At 72.8% G+C, this 21,108-nt stretch carries 19 protein-coding genes and 1 tRNA gene; 10 read left to right on the top strand and 10 right to left on the bottom strand.

The features are described 5' to 3' along the window. Positions 1-25: 25 nt before the first annotated feature. From xseA to DEI84_RS08025, 5 genes are all read left to right on the top strand, one after another. Complete coding sequence (xseA, locus tag DEI84_RS08005) at positions 26-1,291, top strand: exodeoxyribonuclease VII large subunit (protein ID WP_110890339.1); 1,266 nt, start codon at positions 26-28, stop codon at positions 1,289-1,291. Between the two features lie 145 nt (positions 1,292-1,436). Then, positions 1,437-1,703, top strand: coding sequence for an exodeoxyribonuclease VII small subunit (locus DEI84_RS08010; protein ID WP_110823634.1), 267 nt, complete (start codon positions 1,437-1,439; stop codon positions 1,701-1,703). Continuing rightward, entirely contained in the window at positions 1,700-2,338 is a 639-nt protein-coding gene (locus DEI84_RS08015) for a DUF4245 domain-containing protein (protein WP_110890340.1), read from the top strand. The genes DEI84_RS08010 and DEI84_RS08015 overlap by 4 nt, the downstream gene beginning before the upstream one ends. 98 nt (positions 2,339-2,436) lie before the next feature. Next, a complete protein-coding gene (locus DEI84_RS08020) occupies positions 2,437-3,051 on the top strand; it encodes a carbonic anhydrase (protein ID WP_110890341.1) in 615 nt (204 codons plus the stop codon). 165 nt (positions 3,052-3,216) lie between these two features. Next, positions 3,217-4,629: an aspartate ammonia-lyase gene (locus tag DEI84_RS08025; RefSeq protein ID WP_110890488.1), complete on the top strand. Its 1,413-nt coding sequence runs from the start codon at positions 3,217-3,219 to the stop codon at positions 4,627-4,629. 443 nt (positions 4,630-5,072) lie between these two features. On the opposite strand, the gene DEI84_RS08030 is transcribed toward DEI84_RS08025, so the two are convergent. The 3 genes from DEI84_RS08030 to DEI84_RS08040 form a co-directional block, all read right to left on the bottom strand. Then, entirely contained in the window at positions 5,073-6,422 is a 1,350-nt protein-coding gene (locus DEI84_RS08030; protein ID WP_258371733.1) for a PhoH family protein, read from the bottom strand. Between the two features lie 249 nt (positions 6,423-6,671). After that, a complete protein-coding gene (locus tag DEI84_RS08035) occupies positions 6,672-7,787 on the bottom strand; it encodes an aminotransferase class V-fold PLP-dependent enzyme (RefSeq protein ID WP_110890342.1) in 1,116 nt (371 codons plus the stop codon). A gap of 138 nt (positions 7,788-7,925) precedes the next feature. Further along, a complete protein-coding gene (locus DEI84_RS08040) occupies positions 7,926-8,711 on the bottom strand; it encodes an isoprenyl transferase (protein WP_258365747.1) in 786 nt (261 codons plus the stop codon). Positions 8,712-8,787: 76 nt separating this feature from the next. Here DEI84_RS08040 and DEI84_RS08045 point away from each other — a divergent pair, with 76 nt between their 5' ends. Beyond that, positions 8,788-9,504 (top strand): hemolysin III family protein, encoded by a 717-nt coding sequence (locus DEI84_RS08045; RefSeq protein ID WP_110823629.1) that lies wholly within the window; start codon positions 8,788-8,790, stop codon positions 9,502-9,504. Between the two features lie 84 nt (positions 9,505-9,588). On the opposite strand, the gene DEI84_RS08050 is transcribed toward DEI84_RS08045, so the two are convergent. Together DEI84_RS08050 and mca are read right to left on the bottom strand one after the other, a co-directional pair. Further along, on the bottom strand, positions 9,589-9,894 hold the full coding sequence (locus DEI84_RS08050; RefSeq protein ID WP_110890344.1) for a hypothetical protein: 306 nt from the start codon (positions 9,892-9,894) through the stop codon (positions 9,589-9,591). Continuing rightward, complete coding sequence (gene mca, locus DEI84_RS08055; protein ID WP_110890345.1) at positions 9,891-10,781, bottom strand: mycothiol conjugate amidase Mca; 891 nt, start codon at positions 10,779-10,781, stop codon at positions 9,891-9,893. Before mca ends, DEI84_RS08050 begins: the two co-directional genes overlap by 4 nt. Before the next feature lie 36 nt (positions 10,782-10,817). Here mca and DEI84_RS08060 point away from each other — a divergent pair, with 36 nt between their 5' ends. Then, positions 10,818-11,336, top strand: coding sequence for a DUF4307 domain-containing protein (locus DEI84_RS08060; protein ID WP_181419410.1), 519 nt, complete (start codon positions 10,818-10,820; stop codon positions 11,334-11,336). A 102-nt stretch (positions 11,337-11,438) separates the two neighbouring features. Further along, positions 11,439-11,927, top strand: coding sequence for a transcription elongation factor GreA (gene greA / locus DEI84_RS08065; protein ID WP_110823625.1), 489 nt, complete (start codon positions 11,439-11,441; stop codon positions 11,925-11,927). A gap of 250 nt (positions 11,928-12,177) precedes the next feature. Here greA and ilvA read toward each other — a convergent pair whose 3' ends face one another. Both ilvA and DEI84_RS08075 read right to left on the bottom strand, forming a co-directional pair. Beyond that, a complete protein-coding gene (gene ilvA, locus DEI84_RS08070; protein ID WP_110890492.1) occupies positions 12,178-13,422 on the bottom strand; it encodes a threonine ammonia-lyase in 1,245 nt (414 codons plus the stop codon). 46 nt (positions 13,423-13,468) lie between these two features. After that, complete coding sequence (locus DEI84_RS08075) at positions 13,469-14,725, bottom strand: AI-2E family transporter (RefSeq protein WP_258365748.1); 1,257 nt, start codon at positions 14,723-14,725, stop codon at positions 13,469-13,471. A gap of 94 nt (positions 14,726-14,819) precedes the next feature. Here DEI84_RS08075 and DEI84_RS08080 point away from each other — a divergent pair, with 94 nt between their 5' ends. Next, positions 14,820-16,037 carry a winged helix-turn-helix domain-containing protein gene (locus DEI84_RS08080; RefSeq protein ID WP_110890346.1) on the top strand — a complete coding sequence of 406 codons (1,218 nt, stop codon included), beginning with the start codon at positions 14,820-14,822 and terminating at the stop codon, positions 16,035-16,037. A 13-nt stretch (positions 16,038-16,050) separates the two neighbouring features. Here the strand turns inward: DEI84_RS08080 and DEI84_RS08085 are convergent, their stop codons facing one another. After that, on the bottom strand, positions 16,051-16,632 hold the full coding sequence (locus DEI84_RS08085) for a LemA family protein (protein WP_258367419.1): 582 nt from the start codon (positions 16,630-16,632) through the stop codon (positions 16,051-16,053). A gap of 259 nt (positions 16,633-16,891) precedes the next feature. Between DEI84_RS08085 and DEI84_RS08090 the strand changes: the two genes are divergently transcribed. Next, complete coding sequence (locus tag DEI84_RS08090; RefSeq protein WP_110890347.1) at positions 16,892-19,234, top strand: Ig-like domain-containing protein; 2,343 nt, start codon at positions 16,892-16,894, stop codon at positions 19,232-19,234. Positions 19,235-19,535: 301 nt separating this feature from the next. Here DEI84_RS08090 and DEI84_RS08095 read toward each other — a convergent pair whose 3' ends face one another. Beyond that, the gene (locus tag DEI84_RS08095) at positions 19,536-20,858 is read right to left on the bottom strand and encodes a threonine/serine exporter family protein (RefSeq protein WP_181419411.1); all 1,323 of its coding nucleotides are present in this window, start codon (positions 20,856-20,858) and stop codon (positions 19,536-19,538) included. Between the two features lie 145 nt (positions 20,859-21,003). Continuing rightward, positions 21,004-21,077: transfer RNA gene (locus DEI84_RS08100), tRNA-Leu, on the bottom strand. Positions 21,078-21,108 lie beyond the last annotated feature (31 nt).

The following is a 21,108-nucleotide window of genomic DNA, read 5'->3' on the forward strand; positions in this document are numbered from 1 at the left end:
GGTCCGCACGACCGGGAGGAGCACGATGGCGATCGAACAGGGGCCGCCCACGGCGGAGGACCCGTGGCCCGTCGCGCTGCTCGGCGCGAAGCTCCGCGACTGGATCGACCGCCTCGGCGTCGCCTGGGTCGAGGGTGAGATCACGCAGTGGAACGTCGCCGGCGGCAACGTCTACGGCAAGCTCAAGGACGTCGAGGTCGACGCGACCGTGTCCTTCTCCATCTGGTCGAGCGTCCGCTCCCGGGTGCCCACCGACCTCAAGCAGGGCGACCGCGTCGTCGCCGCCGTCAAGCCGAACTACTGGGTCAAGGGCGGCTCGCTGACGATGCAGGTGGTCGAGATGAAGCACGTCGGGCTGGGCGACCTGCTCGAACGGCTCGAGCGGTTGCGGCGTGCCCTGGCGGAGGAGGGGCTGTTCGACCCGTCCCGCAAGAAGCGTCTGCCCTTCCTGCCGCACCGCATCGGCCTCGTCACCGGCAAGGACTCCGACGCCGAGAAGGACGTCAAGCGGAACGCCCAGCTGCGGTGGCCGCAGGTCGAGTTCCGGACGGTGCACACGGCGGTGCAGGGCGACCGTGCCGTGGCCGAGGTGACCGCGGCGATCCAGGAGCTCGACGCCGACCCGGAGGTCGACGTCATCATCGTCGCTCGTGGTGGTGGCGACTTCCAGAACCTGCTGGGCTTCAGCGACGAAGGCCTCGTCCGCGCGGCCGCCGCGGCGACGACACCGCTCGTGTCGGCGATCGGGCACGAAGCCGACCGGCCGATCCTCGACGAGGTCGCCGACCTCCGGGCCTCCACCCCGACCGACGCGGCGAAGCGGGTCGTCCCGGACGTGGCCGAGGAGCTCGCGAACGTCCGTCAGGCCCGAGCCCGTCTCGGCCTGCGGCTCTCGCACACCCTGTCGGTCGAGGCGGACCGGATTGCCGCGCTGCGGTCCCGGCCCGCGCTCGCCTCGACGGCCTGGCTGGTGGACACACGTGCCGAGGAGGTCGCCCGTGACCTCTCCCGCGCCCGGGAGCTGCTCGACCGTCGGATCGAGCGGTCCCACTCCGACGTCGGGCACCTGACGGGGCGGCTCCGGGCCCTGTCCCCGCGCGACACCCTCCGACGCGGGTACGCGATCGTGCAGACGCAGGACGGCGCGGTGGTCCGCGGCGCGGACGAGCTCCACGGCGCCACCGCGGTGCACGTGACGCTCGGAGCGGGGACCGCGGTCGGCACGCTGGAGGCGGACGGGCCCGGTCCGGACGGATCGGGCGCCGGCGGGGCGGCCGGGGACGCCGCCTGACGCGGGAGGCGCGCCCCGGTCGGCCCGTTCCGGCTCGGAGGCCCGTCCCGACCTCCCGGGCGACGCTCCGTGCGCCTCGGCGCGCGTTCTCCACGGACACCGCCGGACAGCGGAACCGTCGGTGGCGGCTCGGTAGGATCGGACCGTGTCTTCCGAGCAGCAGTCCGAGCAGCCCGACGTCCGCTCGTTGAGCTACGAGGCGGCGCGTGACGAACTCGTCCGTGTCGTCTCCGAACTCGAGCAGGGGTCCGCGACCCTTGAGCGTTCCCTCGGCCTGTGGGAGCGCGGGGAAGCCCTGGCTGCTCGCTGCGAGGAGTGGCTCATGGGGGCCCGCGCCCGCCTCGACGCTGCGCGTGCCGCCACGGAGGACCGTCCCACGGCCGACGACTCCGCGGTCGGTGGTGCCCGATGACCGATCCGGACACCGGTCGACCGATCGTCGCCGAGCTCGGCCGCCCGGAGACCGCCGAGGAGACCTGGGCGCGGAAGGACACCGCTCGTCGTGCGCGGCGTGAGCACCAGACGGCGTTCAACCTCGTCCTGGCGCTCATCGCGTCGCTCGGCATCGTGCTCTTCCTGGTGGCGGTCGTGGTGCGACCCGACCAGGCCGTCGACCGCGCCGTGGACTACCGCCAGGTGGCACAGCAGGCGGACGTGTCCGGTGCCACCCTCGTGGTCCCGACGCTGCCGTCCTCGTACACCTCGAACCACGCCGACTACGAGTCGGGCTCCGCTCGTGGGGTCGCCGTCTGGACGATCGGCCTGCTGACGCCGGACTCGCAGTACATCGGCATGCACCAGGGGATCGACGCGAACGACACCTGGATCGCCGACCAACTGGACCAGAAGCCGGCGACCGGCTCCCGCGACATCGGTGGCGTCGAGTGGACCGTCTACGACCGTCGTGACGAGGGCAAGGACGCGGGCAACAACGCGTACGCCCTCGTGACGACCTCCGGTCGGGACACCGTCGTGCTCGCCGGCACCGCAGACGACCGCTCGTTCCGCACCGTCGCGACCGCGATCGGCGAGGAACTCCGGAACTAGCCGCCGGCGGCCGGTCCTGCGGCCGACCGCGGCCAGCACCGGCCGAGAACCACCACGAACCAGTCCCGAGAACCCGAACGCCCGAGGAACGACACACGATGACCGACCGCGCCGCCTCCACCCCCGCCGAGGCCCTCCGACTCCTCGTCGAGGGCAACGCACGCTTCGCCGCCGACAAGCGCCGGACCGGGCGGATCGACCCCGAGCGTCGCTCCGAGCTGCAGGGCTCGCAGGCTCCGTTCGCCACCGTCCTCGGCTGCTCCGACTCACGCGTGCCGTTCGAGCACGTGTTCGACGCCGGCATCGGTGACGTGTTCGCGATCCGGAACGCCGGACAGATCGTGGACGAGGTCGTGCTCGGCTCCATCGAGTTCGCCGTCGTCGCGCTCGGCACGCCCCTGGTGGTCGTGCTCCGGCACACCAAGTGTGGAGCCGTCGCCGCTGCTCGGTCGGGTGAGCCCGTTCCCGCGCCGCACCTGCAGGCCCTCGTCGACGCCATCGCGCCGAGCGTCGAGCGTGTCCGCGCCACGGACCCGGACGTCGCGCAGGAGTCGGTCGGTGCCGCACACCTCGAGTCGAGCCTGAAGACCATCCTCGACCGCTCCGGCGCGGTGTCCGACGCCATCGCGGAGGGTAGGTTGGCCGTGGTCGGCGCGACCTACGACCTCACCACGGGAGAGGTCACGATCGACACCGTCGTCGGACAGGCCTGATCGGTCCGTGCGGCGGACGCCTGCGCCGTGGGGACACGCGCGGGCGCCCGGACGGACCACGTCCGACGACGACACCGCCCCGGCAGCGACGAGCCGCCGAGCGGACACCGACACCGCCCGCGACCGCGACCCGGTGTGAGCACCACGAGGAAGGACCACGACGACGTGACCGACACCACCACCCCCGCTGACGGCGAGTTCCGCATCGAGCACGACACGATGGGCGAGGTGCGGGTCCCCGCGTCGGCGCTCTACCGTGCGCAGACACAGCGGGCCGTGGAGAACTTCCCGATCTCCGGCACGGGCCTCGAGTCCGCGCAGATCGTGGCGCTCGCGCGGATCAAGCGCGCCGCAGCCCTGGTGAACGGCCGGCTGGGCATCCTCGACGACGACGTCGCCCAGGCGATCGCGACCGCCGCGGACACCGTGATCGGCGGCGAGCACCACGACCACTTCCCGGTCGACGTGTACCAGACCGGCAGCGGCACCTCCTCGAACATGAACATGAACGAGGTCCTCGCCACGCTCGCCTCCCGGACCGCCGGGACCGAGGTGCACCCGAACGACCACGTCAACGCGTCACAGTCGTCGAACGACGTCTTCCCGACCTCCGTGCACGTCGCGGTCACGGACGCCCTCATCCGTTCGCTCGTGCCGGCACTCGACCACCTCGCCGAGGCACTCGAGCGCAAGGCGACCGAGTGGGCCGGCGCGGTGAAGTCCGGCCGCACCCACCTGATGGACGCCACGCCCGTCACCCTCGGCCAGGAGTTCGGCGGGTACGCGCGCCAGATCCGCCTCGGCATCGAGCGCGTGACCGCCACCCTCCCCCGCGTCGCCGAGGTCCCGCTCGGCGGCACCGCGGTCGGCACCGGCATCAACACGCCGAAGGGCTTCCCGCAGCAGGTCATCGCGCAGCTCGCGGAGGACACCGGACTGCCGATCACCGAGGCGCTCGACCACTTCGAGGCGCAGGGAGCCCGCGACGCCCTCGTCGAGGTCTCCGGTGCCCTCAAGGTCATCGCCGTCAGCCTGACGAAGATCAACAACGACCTCCGCTGGATGGGCTCCGGCCCGAACTCCGGGCTCGGCGAACTGCACATCCCGGACCTGCAGCCGGGCTCGTCGATCATGCCGGGCAAGGTGAACCCGGTGATCCCCGAGGCCACGCTCATGGTCGCCGCACGGGTCATCGGCAACGACGCGACCGTCGCGTGGGCGGGCGCGTCCGGCTCGTTCGAGCTCAACGTCGCGATCCCGGTGATGGGCACGGCGCTGCTCGAGTCCATCCGTCTGCTCGCGAACAGCACCCGCGTCCTCGCCGACAAGACCGTCGACGGGCTGCAGGCGGACCTCGAGCGGGCGCGGGCGTTCGCCGAGTCGTCGCCGTCCATCGTGACGCCGCTGAACCGAGTCATCGGCTACGAGTCGGCCGCGAAGGTCGCGAAGACGGCGGTCGCCGAGGGCATCACCGTCCGCGAGGCAGTCGTCGCCCTCGGGTTCGTCGAGCGCGGCGAGGTCACCGAAGAGCAGCTCGACAGCGCCCTCGACGTCCTCAGCATGACCCGCCCCGCCTGACCCGGCCAGCACCAGACACCGGCGTCTGCACGAAACGCCGCTCCGTCACCGAGACGCCGCCGTTCCCGGCGGCGTCTCGTGCGTCCGGCGGCGTCCCGCCCCGACGGGCCCGTCCTGCGCCGCCGGGCCCATCCCACCCCGGCGGCCAGACGGGAGGCTCGGCGGCGACGCACCCCGAGCCTCCCGTCCGCAGCGATCACCCGACAGCAGCGCACTGGCGCGGGTCGGCGGCGCACAACCGGATCCGCTCCGGACCACGCGAATCCGTGGTTCGGAGCGGTTCCTGGTGTGCGAGACCGGTCCGCGCCGCCGGACCCGTGCCGTCCCGCACCCCGAGCCTCCCGGCCGGCGCCGTCGCGCCGGACGTCTGATCGCGCTGAGCGACACCCCTCGCGCCGACGAGCGCGAGGGGTGTCGCTCAGCGCGAAACGAGCCGCCCGCCCCTACGCCAGGTCGGGCGAGTCCAGCAGCTCCGTCACGAGCGCCGCGATCGCCGAGCGCTCCGAGCGTGTCAGCGTCACGTGTGCGAACAGCGGGTGCCCCTTCAGCCGTTCGATGACCGACGCGACCCCGTCGTGCCGGCCGACCCGCAGGTTGTCCCGCTGCGCCACGTCGTGGGTGAGCACCACGCGCGAGTTCTGCCCGATGCGGGACAGCATCGTCAGCAGGACGTTGCGCTCGAGCGACTGCGCCTCGTCCACGATGACGAACGCGTCGTGCAGGGAGCGGCCCCGGATGTGGGTGAGCGGCAGCACCTCGAGCATGCCGCGCTCGACGACCTCGTCGAGCACGTTGTCGGACACGAGCGCCCCGAGGGTGTCGAACACGGCCTGCGCCCACGGGTTCATCTTCTCCGAGGCGTCCCCGGGCAGGAACCCGAGCTCCTGGCCGCCCACGGCGTACAGCGGGCGGAACACCATGATCTTCTTGTGCTGCTGCCGTTCGAGCACGGCCTCGAGACCGGCGCACAGTGCGAGCGCGGACTTGCCGGTGCCGGCACTCCCTCCGAGGGACACGATGCCGATCTCCGAGTCGAGCAGGGCGTCGATGGCGAGCCGCTGCTCGGCGGACCGCCCGCGGAGGCCGAAGACCTCGCGGTCCCCGCGCACGAGCGACACCGAGCCGGCGGTGTGCACGCGGCCGAGTGCGGAGCCGCGCTCGGAGGAGATGACCACCCCGGTGTTGACCGGGACGCCGTCGAGGTCGGCCGTGCGGAGCTCCTCGGTTTCGTAGAGCGCCGTGACCTGGTCGCCGGACACCTGCAGCGTGGTGATGCCCGTGTACCCGGTGTCGACGGCGAGTTCGGCGCGGTACTCCTCGGCGGCGAGGCCGATCGACGCGGCCTTCACCCGGAGCGGCAGGTCCTTCGACACGACCACCACGTCGAGCCCGTCGTTCGCGAGGTTGGACGCGACCGCCAGGATGCGGGAGTCGTTGTCCCCGAGCTGGAGCCCGGACGGCAGGACGGACTGGTTCGAGTGGTTCAGCTCGACGCGGAGCGAGCCGCCGTCCCCGACCGCCACCGGGAAGTCCAGTCGCTCGTGCTCGACCCGCAGCTCGTCGAGGATGCGCAGCGCCTGCCGGGCGAAGTACCCGATCTCCGGGTCGTTGCGCTTCGACTCGAGTTCGCTGACGACCACGACGGGCAGGACGACCGCGTGCTCGGCGAAGCGGAACAGGGCGCGCGGATCGCTGAGCAGCACCGAGGTGTCCAGCACGTAGGTGCGCTGGGCGGCCGACGTCGATGCCGGCGCTGCTGACGAGGTTCCGCGGGAGACGTTCTGAGAGGTCACGACCACTCCATCCCCGGGCCGCGAGCGACCCGGTCCATGTCCTCGACGCGGCCACTGGAGCGGTCCCGGAGCACCGACCGTGGCCGCTCCGACCGGGCGCGTTGCCCGATGTCGCCAAGCTACGACGGGTGGGCGCAGCGCACCAGCGACACGCCTGATCGCGCGGTTACGGTCGTGTGTCGGCCGGCTGAACGGCCGGGAGGCGCGGCCAGCGCCCGGCGTCAGGCGTCAGGCGTCAGGCGTCAGGCGTCAGGCCGTCATCGTGGCGTACGAGACGCAGGCGTCCCGGAACATCCCGAGCGTCTCGTCCGTCGTGGACGCGAACACCGAGACCCGCACCTCACCGAGGCGGGCCGTCGCGGTGACGCCGTGGTTGTGCAGCGCTGCGCTCAGTGCGGTGAGCCGTCCGGCACCCGGGCGGAGCACGACGATGCCGGCGCGCTCCGGGAGGTCGCGGCTCGACACGACGGGCAGGCCGAACTCGTCGGCGATGGCGATGACCCGGTCCACCCGGTCGGCGACGCGCTCCTGCACGGCGGCGACGCCGACGGCGGTGAGACGTTCGAGGGAGACGGCGAGACGGGCCTGGGACACGGGGTCCACCCGCGACATGCTGAAGGCCGTCGCACCGGGGCGGACGGTCGGGACCTCGGACGGCCACCCGGTCGTGCCGTGCGGACCGGACAGCGCCGGCCGGACACGTTCGAGGGCACGGTCGCTGAACGACACGAAGCCGGTGCCCCACCCGGCGTGCAGCCACTTCTGGCCGCCCGTGGCGACGACGTCCGCCACCTCGTACGGGGCGTCGACGACGCCGAAGCCCTGGATGGCGTCGACGATGAGCAGACGGTCACCGATGACGTCCCGGATCGCGGCGAGGTCGGCGAGGTAGCCGGTGCGCCAGTCGACGAGGGACAGCGCCACCGCGGTCACGTCGTCCGAGAGCCGCTCGCGGATCAGCTCGGGCGTGAGCCAGCCGGCGCCGGACTCGATGACGACGGGCTGCACGCGGCCGCCGGTCGCCGACGCGGCACTCGCGAGGGCGAGCGGCAGCGACGGGTACTCGTCGGCGGCGACGAGGACCCCGCCGGTCAGGCCGAAGGCGGTGTGGAGCAGGCCGGGCGTGGTCGCGGTCTGCGAGACGACCTGGTCCTCCCGACGGCGGACGAGACGGGCGGTGACGGCGCGGACCCGGGCGTCCTGTTCGTCGAGCGTCTCCATCGCCCCGAAGCGCATGTGCTCCTGGATGTGGCCGAGGACACGCTGCTCCTCGAGGACGGCGGTCTGCACGGGGCCGAACGCGGCGTGGTCGAGGTAGCCGGGCTCCTCGGCGAAGCCGGCGACGTACTCGTCGATCGTGGTCACGGGGTGCACCTTCCAGTGGGCAGAACCCTGTGAGCCTACTGGGACCGGTGCAGGCGGTCGAATGCAGTCCGCGGAACGCCAGGCACACGGGGCGGCCGATCGGCCCCGGCCACCCCGGCTCGGACCCTGTGGAGCGGTTCAGCCGCCGAACCGTCGCGAGCGCAACCCGAAGTCGCGGACCGCACGGAGGAAGTCCACCTCGCGCAGGTCCGGGTAGAAGGCCTCGACGAAGTAGAACTCGCTGTGGGCACTCTGCCAGAGCAGGAAGTCCGACAGCCGCTGCTCCCCCGACGTCCGGATCATGAGGTCGGGGTCCGGCTGCCCCTGCGTGTACAGGTGGTCGCCGATGAGCTCGGGCGTGAGCACCTCGGCCAGGGTGTCGAGTGTCCCGCCGCCCTCGCCGTGGGACCGGACGATGCTCCGCATGGCGTCCGCGATCTCCCGCCGACCGCCGTACCCGACCGCGAGGTTGATGTGCAGCCCGGCGTGGTCCGCCGTGCGTTCCTCGGCCCGCTCGAGCGCGCTGACGAGCTCCGGCGGCAGGCCGTCGTTCGACCCGACGTGCTGGACCCGCCAGGTGCGGTGGTGCGACAGGCGCTCGGCCAGGTCGGCGATGATCCCGACGAGCTGGTCGAGCTCCTCGCCGCCGCGACCCTTCAGGTTGTCGGCCGAGAGCAGGTAGAGCGTGACGACCTGGATGTCGAGGTCCTCGCACCAGGACAGGAACTCGGGGATCTTGGCAGCGCCGGCCCGGTGGCCGTGTGCCGCGGTCTCGAGACCGAGCTGCCGGGCCCACCGGCGGTTCCCGTCGACGATCATCGCCACGTGCTTGGGCTTCTGCGCGCCCTCGATCTCGCGGCGGATGCGGTTCTGGTACGCGCGGTAGAGGAGCCCACGCCCCGCCCATCCCAGCCTGCCCGTCACGCGTCGACTGTAGTGCAACCACTCCGTACGGCGACTCCCAGCCGCTCTTCCGTGATCCGGTCGTAGCGTCGAGGGCATGCAGTCAGACCAGGACGCGCCAGCGCTCCCCCACGTCCCGTTCACGGAGGAGGCGAGCGCCGACGCCGCCACGACGGACGCGCCCCGTCCGGCCTGGCGCGGGTGGATCCACGCCGGCACGTTCCCGTTCGCCGTGGCGATGGGCATCGTGCTCATCGCGCTCGCGGCCACCCCTGCCGCGAAGGCGGCGAGTGCGGTGTTCATGGCGACGTCGATGATCATGTTCGGCGTCTCCGCGACGTACCACCGGTTCCCGTGGGGCCCGGTCGTCAAGCGCGTGCTGAAGCGCATCGACCACACGAACATCTTCCTGCTCATCGCCGGCACGTACACGCCCGTCGCGGTCTGTGCGCTGCCGCACACGCTCATGGTCGTGGTGCTCTGGGTGATGTGGAGCGGAGCGCTGCTCGGCGTCGCCTTCCGCGTCTTCTGGATCGGCGCACCGCGGTGGCTGTACGTGCCCCTCTACCTGGCGCTCGGCTGCGCGGCGTTCCTCATCCTGCCGCAGCTCTTCGCGGCGAGCGTGCCGATGACCGTGCTCGTGCTCGCCGGCGGGGTGGCGTACATCCTCGGAGCGGCCGTCTACGGCTTCAAGCGCCCGGACCCGTCGCCGACGTTCTTCGGCTTCCACGAGGTCTTCCACGCCCTCACGGTCGTCGCCTTCGCCGCGCAGTGGGCGGGCATCCTGGTCATCGCCCTCGACCCGGTGCGCTGAGGCGACGCGCGGACGCCGCACCCACGACGGACGGGAGGCTCCCCACCAGCTGGTGGGGAGCCTCCCGTCCGTCGTGCGGACGCGTCAGCCGCGCTCGGTGTCGTCGCCCACGTCGGCCCGACCGTCCTCGGCGGCCCGCCGCGACGGCTCGTCGGTCGCGGCGCCGTCGTCGGGCTCGCCCGCGACCTCGGCCTCGAGGCGTTCCCGCACCTCGGCGCGGTAGCGGGTGCGACGGATGCGCCGCGTCATGTCGAGCACGAGGAGGATCGTCACGATCGCGACCACCGCGATGGCGACGAAGCCGGCGACCCCGGGGGTGACGTCGACGTCGGGGACGCCGCTCGGGCTCGGGCTGGGGGTGGCTGCCAGTACGGCGGCGATGGTGCTCACGCGTGCGCGTCCTCTTCGGATGGGATCCCTGCGAACAGGTCGGACTCGGGGAGCTCGGTCGGCACTCGGGCCTCGACGAGCTGGTAGTCCTCGGTCGGCCAGACCTCGGCGAGCAGGTCGTTCGGCCAGTAGAAGAACGGGCTGTCCGGCGGCACCTGGCTCGCGTGCGCCCGGAGTGCGGCGTCCCGCGCCTCGAAGTACTCGTGCACGTCGACGTGCGACGTGGCGAGGTCCGGCCGGTCCGCGAATCGCTGCACCCACTCGCCGAGCTGCTCGAGGAGCGGGTTCTCGGGGTCGCGCTCCCGCAGGGCCTCGTGGAAGGCCGAGAACCGCCGTGGGTTCATGGTGCGCTCGTAGTACAGCTTCGACACGGACCAGGCGGGCCCGGCCTCCGGGTACTTCTCGGGATCCGCGGCGTCACGCCACGCAGCGACCGAGACCTCGTGCGTCCGGATGTGGTCCGGGTGCGGGTAGCCGCCGTTCTCGTCGTACGTCACCAGGACGTGCGGGCGGAAGCGACGGACGACCCGGACCAAGGCCGCGGTGCTGTACTCCAGCGGGACCGTCGCGAACGTGCCGGGGCGGACCGTCTCACCCTGCTCGGTGTCCGGCAGTCCGGAGTCGTGGTACCCGAGCCAGACGTGGTCGATCCCGAGGGCTGCCTGCGCGGCCGCCATCTCGGTGCGGCGGAAGCCCGCCATGTCGCGGTGCGCGCGGGCCTTCGACGCGTCCGGCAGCTGCTCGTTGAGGATGTCCCCGGCCTCGCCCCCGGTGCACGAGACGACGAGGACCTCCGCACCGTCGGCCACGTACTTCGCCGCCGTGGCCGCACCCTTGCTCGACTCGTCGTCGGGATGGGCGTGCACGGCGAGCAGACGACGGGGCACAGCGTTCCTCCACTGCTCACGGACCTTCGGACGCGGGTGGCGCACGGCGAGCGTGAACTACCCTGGGATCAGGATAATCACCCCGGGAGCCCCGAACTGTCCGATCAGCACACCGCCCCAGCAGCAGGGCCCGCAGCAGCCGGTAGCGCGGCACCCGCCGACCGGGCAGCACTGGACGACCGCTACGGTCGCGGCGCCGGCACCCGACGCCGGGGCAGGCTGCTCGCGATCGTCACCGCGGTCGCGATCGCCGTCGTGTTCGCGGTCTGGGCGATCTGGGCCGGCCCCGGACAGACCGACCACGGGCTCGACACCGACGACGTCGGGTACGAGGTCGTGTCGGACCACCAGGTCGTCGTGCACACCCAGCTGGCGGTCGACCCGGGCACCGAGGTCGAGTGCGCGGTCCAGGCGCTCGACAAGGGCTACACGATCGTCGGCTGGCGGGTGGTGACGGTGCCGGCGGACGACCAGCGGAGCCGCTCGCTCTCGACGCCCGTGAACACGACGTCGCGGGCCGTCACCGGCTTGATCCACTCGTGCTGGGTTCCCTAGACTGCTCGGAATCACGATTCGAGACCGGCCGCCGGCCGGTCTCGATTCTTTTGCGCCACACGCCGTGACCGGTCCCGACCGTCGCGGCCGAAGGGAAACGACATGAGCAACGACACGCAGGGCACCTGGCTGACCCAGGAGGCGTTCGACCGTCTCACCGCCGAGCTCGAACAGCTCACCGGCCCGGCCCGCATCGAGATCGCGAGCCGCATCGAGGCCGCGCGCGAAGAGGGCGACCTCAAGGAGAACGGTGGCTACCACGCCGCCAAGGACGAGCAGGGCAAGATCGAGGCCCGCATCCGCTCCCTGACCGAGCTCCTCAAGCACGCCACCGTCACCGAGGCCGAGTTCGACGGCACCGTCGAGCCGGGCACCGTCGTCACCGCGACCATCGCCGGCGACTCCTCGACGTTCCTCGTGGGCAACCGCGAGATCGTCGCGGAGGGCTCGGACCTCACCGTGTACAGCCCGGTCAGCCCGGTCGGCGCCGCGATCGTCGGCCTCCGTGCCGGTGAGGCGACGACGTACACGGCCCCGAACGGCAAGGAGATCGCCGTCGAGGTCACGAAGGTCGAGCGGTACGAGCCGTAGGCCCTCACGGCCCTCACGGCCCTCACGGCCCTCACGGCCTTCGCGGCCTTCGCGGCCTTCGCGGCACCTGACCTCCGGCCCGGCGTGCACCGTCCTGGTACACGCCGGGCCGTCGTGTGCCCGCCGCGCACGGCGGGCCGCCGGTCGTTGACCGTCGCGACGGCCTGGAGGCGCGACCGCCGTCCGCCGGGCCGGCCCGGGCCTCCAGGCCGTCGCCGTGCGCAGCGCGGTCCTGCCGGAGGAGCGCGCGTCAGTTCGTCAGCTGCTCCGGGCGGAAGCCGGCCTCCTGCAGCCGGGCCATGACCTCGTCGGCGTGTTCGGGCCCGCGCGCCTCGATCGACAGGTCGAGCGCCACCTCGCTGATCACCACACCCTGGCCGTGGCGGGTGTGCAGGACCTCGACGACGTTGGCACCGGCGTCCGAGATGATCTGCGAGACGCGGGCGAGCTGACCCGGACGGTCCGGCAGCATGATCCGGATCCCGATGTAGCGGGACGCGGCGACGAGTCCGCGCGTGATGATCCGCTCCATCATGAGCGGGTCGATGTTGCCGCCGCTGAGGAGGACCACGGTCCGGCCGGTGTCGTGCACCGCGCCCGCCATGATCGCCGCGACGCCGACGGCACCGGCGGCCTCGACCACGAGCTTCGCGCGCTCGAGCAGCACGAGGAGTGCCCGGGCGACGTCGTCGTCGGAGACGGTCACGATCTCGTCGACCAGATCACGGATGATCGGGAAGTTCATGTCGCCCGGGCGCGCGACCGCGATGCCGTCCGCGATCGTCGGGCTCGTCGTGATGGTGACGGGCTCCCCCGCCTGGATCGACGACGGGTAGGCGGCCGCGTTCTCGGCCTGCACGCCGATGACCCGGATGTCACGACCGAGGCGCTCGGCCATCCCCTTCACCGCGATCGCGATGCCGGAGATGACGCCGCCACCACCGATCGGTACGACGACCGTGTCGACGTCGGGCACCTGGTCGACGATCTCGAGGCCGACCGTGCCCTGACCGGCGATCACCGCGGGGTGGTCGAACGGCGGGATGAAGACGGCGCCCGTGCGGATGGCGAAGTCCTTGGCGGCGGAGAGCGCCTCCTCCACCGAGTGCCCGCGCAGGACGACGTCCGCCCCGTACCGGCGGGTGGCCTGCAGTTTCGGCAGGGCGACGCCGACCGGCGTGAAGATCGTCGCCGGGATGCCGAGCTCGCGCGCGGCGAAGGCGACCCCCTGCGCGTGGTTGCCGGCGCTGGCGGCGACGACCCCGGCCTCCCGCTGCTCGGCCGACAGCGTGGACAACCGGTTGTAGGCACCGCGCACCTTGTACGCGCCGGTGCGCTGCAGGTTCTCGCATTTGAGGTGCACCGGCGACCCGAGCAGGCCCTCGAGGAACTTCGACGTCTCCATCGGGGTCACCCGCGCGACCCCGGCGATCGTCTCGCGCGCGGCCTCGATGTCGGCGAGCGTCGGGATCGGGGCTGCAGTCGTGTCGGTCACGGTCCCATCATCGTCGGTCGCGGAGCGGTCGCGTGCCACGTGACGCTCAGTTCGTGCTGGCGGTCCCCGGCTCGGCCGCGGGCTGCGCGTCGCTGCCCGGTGCCGGGACGTCGTCGCCGATCTGGTGACGACGTCGTCGGAGGAGCTGGATGCGGCCGTGCTGGCCGCGCTTCGGGGTCGCCTCGCGGACGTGCTCCGAGTCGAGTCCCCGCCACCGGCCGCTCGCGATGGTCGTGACCATCGCGTTGAGCGTCGCGATGAGCGGGACCGCGAAGAACGCCCCGGCGATGCCGGCCAGCCCGGACGCGGCGGTCACACCGAGCACGACCGCGAGGGGGTGCACCTTGACGGCATTGCCCATCACGAGGGGCTGCAGGATGTGGCCCTCGATCTGCTGGACGAGCAGGACGACGCCGAGCACCAGGACCGCCGCGAGCGGACCGTTGAAGATGAGCGCGACGAAGACCGCCAGGAAGCCGGTGACGATCGCACCGACGACCGGGATGAACGCACCGAGGAACACGATCGCGGCGATCGGGATGACGAGCGGCATGCCGCCGAAGAACAGTCCGACGATGAACGCGCCGAGGCCGATGCCCACGGCGTCGACGAAGGCCACGAAGATCTGCACGCGGATGAAGCTCGTCAGGGTGATCCACCCCGCGACGCCGGCCCCGTCCACGGTCGCGCGGGCCTTGCGCGGGAAGAGCCGCACGGTCCATCGCCAGACGTTCTTGCCGTCGATGAGCAGGAAGATCGTGGTGAACAGGATGATGAAGAGCGCCTCGAACACGTGCGTGGCACTCGAGCCGGCGGTGGCGACCCCGGACAGGATCGTCCCGGTGTTGTCCTGCACCCAGGTGGTGGCCTCCCCGATCCAGTTGTCGACGTCCGCCTGTGAGATCCCGAATCCGGAGTTCAGCACGAACTCGCGGACGTTGCCGAACTGGGACACCGTGCGGTCGCGGAGCGAGGGGTACGACGCGATGATCTGGTCGATGACGAGCCAGAGCAGCGCTGCGACCGCGGCGAGCCCGCCGAGCAGGCTGAGGACGACGGCGAGCCACTTCGGCACGTGGTGCCGCTGCAGCCGGTTCGAGATCGGCACCAGGAGCGCGGAGATCACGATGCCGACGAGGAAGGGGACGAGGATGTCGCTGAAGATCGTCATCAGCCAGACGAAGAGCGCGATCACGCCCGCGATGACGAGCACCCGCCACGAGAACGCCCCCGCGATCCGCATGCCGATCGGCACCGATTCCTCGACCACGGGATCGGGGTGCGCCTTCTTGACCCAAGCCATGCGCTCACTGTATCCACGCGATGCCGCAGGAGTACCGGGCGCGGCACGGACCGGATCGGCACGCGGTGTCGGGCGCCGTCGGTAGCGTTCCCCCATGGTCAGGACCACGCTCTCCGCCTCCGAGGCCCGCCGGGTGGCCCTGGCCGCGCAGGGGTTCGGCCGGCCCCGACCGGAAGCGGTCACCGCGCGCACGGTGTCGGCCGGCGCGGCACGTCTCGGCCTGCTGCAGATCGACTCCGTCAACGTCTTCGAGCGGAGCCACTACCTCCCCCTGTACGCACGCCTCGGCGCTTACGACAAGGCGGCACTCGACCGGCTGACGCTCACCCAGCGCAGCCCGTGGATCGAGTACTGGGCGCACGAGGCGGCGTTCGTCCCGCGCGACGACCTCCGCCTGTTCCGTTGGCGCATGGACGCGTACCGGGAGCGGGACGCGACGCGGCCGAACCGGATCGCCGGGGTCGAACGCACCGCCCGGGTGCGCGGTGAGCTCCTCGCGCTGCTCGCGGCGCAGGGGCCGATGCCGGCGAGCGCCGTCGAGCACGAGTCGAACGTGCGCCGGGGCCCCTGGTGGGGCTGGAGCGACGTCAAGCACGGGCTGGAACAGCTCTTCCGGTGGGGCGACGTCGTCAGCGCGGGCCGTGCCGGCTTCGAGCGGGTGTACGCGCTCCCCGACCAGGTGTTGCCGGCCGGGTACTTCGCGACCGCTCCGGACCGGCAGGACGCCGTCCGGGAACTCGTCCGACGCTCGGCCCGCGCGGTGGGCATCGGCACCCGGGCGGACCTGGCGGACCACCACCGGTTGCGCGCGGACGACACCGCGGCGGCGATCGCCGACCTGGAGGACGCCGGCGAGCTCGTCCCGGTGTCGGTGGCGGGGTGGAAGGACCGCGCGTGGATGCACGTCGACGCACGGGTGCCGCGACGGGTCGACGCCGACGCCGTGCTCAGCCCGTTCGACCCGGTCGTCTGGTTCCGGCCGCGTGCCGAGCGGGTGTTCGGCTTCCACTACCGGATCGAGATCTACACGCCGGCACCGAAGCGGGTGTTCGGGTACTACGTGCTCCCGGTGCTGCAGGACGAGGCGCTCGTGGGGCGCGTCGACCTGAAGAGCGACCGGCAGCGCGGGGTGCTGCACGTCCGGACGGCCTGGCACGAGCCCGGGTCGGTGGTGGACGTCGACCGTTTGGCAGCACTGCTCCGCCGGACAGCGGCGTGGCAGGGGCTCGGCGACGTCGAGGTCACCGACCGCGGGACGGCCGCCGCGGACCTGGCCGGCGCGCTGGGTGTCCGTCCACGACGGGACGGCTGACGAACGCGACCGCCTAGAACTGGACGCGCGGGGGTTCCGCGATCGCGGCGGGCTCGGCCGTCTCGAAGAACGGAGCGGGCCCGACCCCGCGGTGCTTCGCGAAGGTGGACGTGGGGAACGACTTCACCTTGGTGTTGAGCTCGCGGACGCCGCCGTTGTAGTGCCGGCGTGCGGACTGGATCTTGTCCTCGGTGGCGACGAGCTGCGACTGGAGTTCGAGGAACCCCTGGCTCGACTGGAGCTGCGGGTAGTGCTCGGCGACCGCGAAGACGCTCTTCAGTGCCTTCTGCATGTGCCCCTCGGCGGAGGAGGCCGCGACGGCGTCCCCGGCGGAGAGCGTCTCGGTGCGGGCCCGGTCCACGGCGGAGAAGACGGACTCCTCGTGCGCGGCGTACCCCTGCACGGTGCTCACGATCGTCGGGATCAACTCGGCACGGTGCTGCAGGTGCTCGGCGATCTCCGACCAAGCGCTGTCGACCCGTCCCTGCAGTGCGACGAGCGACTTGTGACTGACCCAGAGCCAGATCCCGATCACCACGAGGACGACGACCACCACGCCGACCACGATGAGTGCCGTGATGAGTCCGGTGTCCATTCGGTCGTGCTCCTCTGCGCGTCGGGCCGCGGTCGTGCCGGACCACCAGGGTCCGTCGGGCGGACCAGGGAGGTCCTCGACGATCTTACCGAGCAGGTCGGAGCGCCCTCACCGGGGGAGGATCTTCACGGCCGATTCCCGAGTGCCGCACACCCTGCTCGCGGACCACGTCCGGCTCGGGCGACGATCGACGCAGAACCGGCCGGATCGTCCGCGCGGGGTGTTGACCCGGGGCGTCTCATCACGTGGGATGGAGGGGATGGACACGGCAGGGGGCGACGTGGGACACCGGGGTGCGAGGGGCGGTGCCCGTGTTCGGCGGTCCCGGAGCCGTGGCCCGGTCGCCCGCCTGCTCGTCGCCGCGGCCGGTCTCGTCCTGGTGCCCCTCGTGCTGGTACCGCTCGACGCCGTACCGGTGGCCGCCGTCCCCTCCACCCTGCCCGGTGCCGGCACGACCGCGCCGCCGACCGAGCCACCCACGTTCGCGAACCCCGTCCCGGCGCCCGCCGCACCGAGCCCGTCACCGAGCCGGACACCCGTGGCGCCGCCGTCGGGCGGCACCCCGACGGCGCCGACCATCGCCGACCCCGGGGACCTCACGACCGACCTCGCGCGCTTCTCGGGCCGTGCCGCCCCGGGTCACGGTGTCCGCGTCGCCGACCCCGCCGTCCCGTCCGCCTCGGTGTGCCGGACGACCGCCAGGGCCGACGGCACCTGGTCGTGCGTGGGCACCGTGCACTCGGGACCGGCGCAGGTCTTCACCGTCCTCGACACGACCACCTCGTCCCTCCCGAGCGCCGACGCCGCTCCGTCGGACGTGATCGTCCCACCGGTCGTCACCACCCGGCGACCGACCGCCGGGGCCGTCACGGGCACCGGCCGACCAGGCGCGACCGTGACGGTCACCCGGGCCGGCAGCACGGCCGTGCGCACCGCGATCGTCGGGCCCGCCGGCACCTGGCACGTCTCCTGGGCCGTCGGTCCCGGTGCGCCCGCAGACGGCCCGTCCACCGTGACGGCGACGCAGACCGCGAGCACGGCCGACGGGTACCGCTCCGACCTCCGGAGCGCGGTCTCGCCGCCGAGCAGCATCACGATCGACCGGACGGCCCCGGCCGCTCCCCGCATCGGCACCCCGTCCGCGTCCGCGGTCGTCGACGGACGCTCGGTCCGCATCGCCGGCACCGCGGAGCCCGGGACCATCGTGACCGCCTACGTCGACGACGTCGCGGTGTGCCGGGCGGAGGTCACGGCCTCGGGGGCGTGGTCGTGCCGCGTCGCCGACGTGCTCCGTGGTGGCGCCCACCGCATCAGCGCGGGGGCGCAGGACGTCGCGGGCAACACCTCCCGGGCGGCGCCCGCGGTCCCGGTCCGCGTGAGCGGGCCGTCGGCCGCCGGGCCGTCGCCCACCGACGGGTCCGGATCGGACCCGGGCGCCGACCGCCCCTCCTCCGGCAGCGGCGCCGTGGCCCCGACGCCCCGGCCCGGCCGAGGACAGCAGTCCGACCCCGACGACGGACCGGGTGGCGGACCGGAGGGCCCCGCCGACGGCCCACCCTCCGCGGGTGTGCCCGGCGGCGGCACCGACGGCAGACCCGACGGGCGGCCGGACTGGTCCGGCCCAGCAGGTGACTGGACGGTCGCGACGGCGTACGACCACGCGGTCCCCACGATCCAGTCCTCGTTCTCGTGGCGCACGCTCGCGATCGCGGTCGGCGTCGCCGCCGCGTTCCTGCTCCTGGTGGCCGGACCGGTGCGGGTCCTCGCCGGCGCCCTCCGCGGGCGATTGCCGCGTCCCGCTTCCCGCTTCACGGGCCGAAACCGGCCCCGGTCCGAGCGCACGCGCGGTGACGACGCACTGCCGGCCTGGGTCTCGATCGCGGTCGGCACGACGCTCGCCGCGGTGTCCACGCTGCTGGGCGCCGGGATCGCCCTCGAGGCTCGCTACGTCCGACTCGCCCTGGCCGTCCTCGCCGGCGTCGTCGTGCTCACGGCCGGTGTCGTGCTCGCGACGCGGTGGGCTGCGGGTGAGGATCGACGAGCCGTCACCTTCCGGGTCTCACCCGGTCTCGTGCTCGCGGCGGTCGTCGCGAGCGGCCTCACCCGCACCGCGGACCTCTCCCCCGCCCTCGTCGTCGGCGTCCTCCTGGTACCCGTCGGCCGCACCGACGTGGACACCGCCGCCATGCGACTCGGGAACGGTGTCGCGGCCTGTGCGCGGAGCGCCACGTGGCGGTCGGTGACCCTGCTCGTCCTCGCGGCCGTCGGATGGGTCGTGCACAGTGTGACGGCCGGGTCCGGGTTCACCGCCTCGCTCGTGTCCGAGTTCGCCAGCACGCTCTGCGTCGGCGGCCTCGGCGCACTCGTCGTGACGCTCCTGCCGCTCCGGGGGTCGGCAGGAGCAGCCCTCGCCGCCGTGTCCCGTCCGCGGTACGGCGCCCTCGCGGCCGTCGCCGTCGGTCTGGCCGCGGCGGTCTACTCCGGCCCGACCGGGACGCACCTGCCGCTCGTCGCCTGGGCCTCCGCGGTCGCGGTGGTGGTCGCCCTCGCGGCAGCCGTCCTGCTCTGGCCCCGGCTCCGCGGAGGTGCCTCCGCGTCCTGACCGGTTCCGTGGCGGCGGCGGCGGGCGCGCACCGGATGCGCGCCGGCGGGGAGGCCCGCATGCTCCGCACGGAGCGGCGACCGGTCCGACAGCGACAGGCACGCGTCGGCCGGGAGGCCCGCACACGCCCCATGGACCGGGCACCGGTTCGAAAGTGACCGGCACGGCGTCGGCCGGGAAGCCCACCACGCGCAGTCCGCTCACTCGTCCGGCGGGCGGAGACCGAGCCTCCAGAACGGGACGACGTGCCCCGGTCGTGTGACGCCAGGTGGTCCCGGCGCCGGCTGCCGGATCCCCTCGGTCAGTGGGTCGGCGCGGACCGGGCGAACAGCCCGGGCAGCAGCCCGCCGATCTTCGTCCCAACGCAGAGGCTGACGAAGGTCGCGAGCGGCGTCGCGAGCGCGGCGGCGTCGAACGTCGCGACCGCGACCAGCCCGACCGTGCCGGGCACGAGCAGCAGGAACGCCGGCCGGAACGACACGGTCGCCGGCACCACCGGCACGATGCGTTCGAGGACACGCGTCGCGACGAACAGCAGCGCCGCGGCGAGGCCCGTCGCGACGACGCTGCCGCTGAGCGGCGTGAGCAACGACACGACGGCGTAGGCGGTGACCATGACGACGACCGACGCCGCCGTCAGGCGCCACCCGGATCCGAAGACGAGGCTGATGCCGGTCGCGAGGACCACCACGGCGACCCACGACGCCCAGAGCGCCGGGACGGCCTCCCAGCCGGGTCGGTCGGTGCCGATGCCCGCGACCTCGCCGACGAGTGCCGCCGAGGTCGGGTCGATGCGGAGGCCGGTCACCGTGCTCCCCGCCGCGATCCCGGCGGCCATGAAGCCGAGCATGATGAGCCCCTGCATGAGACGAGCCGACCCCGTGACGATGTCGGCGGCGGTGAGTTCGAGCAGGGCGTTAGTGATGAGTGCTCCGGGCACGAACACCGCGACCGGCGCGCACACGGCGTACAGCGGGACGTGGTCGAAGCCCGTGCCGGCGGCGACGAGTCCGACGACGGCCGTCGAGCAGAAGGCCGCGAGGAACGGCACGACGGCCACGGCCTCACGGAAGCGCCGGAGCAGCAGGCCGATGACCCCGACGAGCGCCCCGACCACCAGCGCGAGGAGGACCGCCCACCACGGGCACCGGAACACGACCGCGAGCCCGGCGGAGGTCAGTGCGTTGCCGAGCACCCACGGCAGCGGGGCCGGTGGTCGCGTGCCCTGGCGGATGCTCCGGACCCGGGCGGGGATCTCGGCGAGGGCGATCGCGCCGCGCTCCAGACCGAGCACCAGGCGGTTCGCGCGGGCGGACTGGCGGAACGAGAGCTCGATGCCCTCGGCGTTGACGATCGTCGCGGCGCCCGTCGCGGTCTCGCTGACGATGACGAGGGCGGGCAGCACCCCGATGGCGAGGCCGTTGCCGACACCCGCTGCGTCGCGGGCCTTCTCGAGCGCTGAGCGGACGTCGGTGACCGAGCTGCCGGCGTCGAGGAGCAGTGCGCCGAGCGTGCCGAGCAGCATGCCGACCGGGACCGTCTCGCCGTCGATGACCTCGACGTGGGCCTCGGGGCGCCGGAGCGCGTCCCGGAGGTTCGTCAGCGCGCTCCCGATCCCGACCACCTGGTCAGCGTAACGAGTACCCCCGGAGGGACTCGAACTCTCATCTCGGCGATGTTGAGTCGGACGCCCGTCCGGTCTCCGTACCCCCGGAGGGACTCGAACCCTCATCTCGGCGATGTTGAGTCGGATGCCCGTCCGGTCTCCGTACCCCCGGAGGGACTCGAACCCTCATCTCGGCGATTTTAAGTCGCATGCCTCTACCGATTGGGCCACGGGGGCGCACGGCGACGGGCGGCCGCGCCGGGACAGC

Source organism: Curtobacterium sp. MCBD17_023 (genome assembly GCF_003224415.1).
GTDB lineage: Bacteria > Actinomycetota > Actinomycetes > Actinomycetales > Microbacteriaceae > Curtobacterium.

Coding starts and splice junctions, on each gene's coding strand:
- xseA (WP_110890339.1), top strand. CDS start 26: ATGGCGATCGAACAGGGGCCGCCCACGGCGGAGGACCCGTGGCCCGTC.
- DEI84_RS08015 (WP_110890340.1), top strand. CDS start 1,700: ATGACCGATCCGGACACCGGTCGACCGATCGTCGCCGAGCTCGGCCGC.
- DEI84_RS08020 (WP_110890341.1), top strand. CDS start 2,437: ATGACCGACCGCGCCGCCTCCACCCCCGCCGAGGCCCTCCGACTCCTC.
- DEI84_RS08045 (WP_110823629.1), top strand. CDS start 8,788: ATGCAGTCAGACCAGGACGCGCCAGCGCTCCCCCACGTCCCGTTCACG.
- greA (WP_110823625.1), top strand. CDS start 11,439: ATGAGCAACGACACGCAGGGCACCTGGCTGACCCAGGAGGCGTTCGAC.
- DEI84_RS08075 (WP_258365748.1), bottom strand. CDS start 14,725: ATGGCTTGGGTCAAGAAGGCGCACCCCGATCCCGTGGTCGAGGAATCG.
- DEI84_RS08080 (WP_110890346.1), top strand. CDS start 14,820: ATGGTCAGGACCACGCTCTCCGCCTCCGAGGCCCGCCGGGTGGCCCTG.
- DEI84_RS08085 (WP_258367419.1), bottom strand. CDS start 16,632: ATGGACACCGGACTCATCACGGCACTCATCGTGGTCGGCGTGGTGGTC.
- DEI84_RS08090 (WP_110890347.1), top strand. CDS start 16,892: ATGGACACGGCAGGGGGCGACGTGGGACACCGGGGTGCGAGGGGCGGT.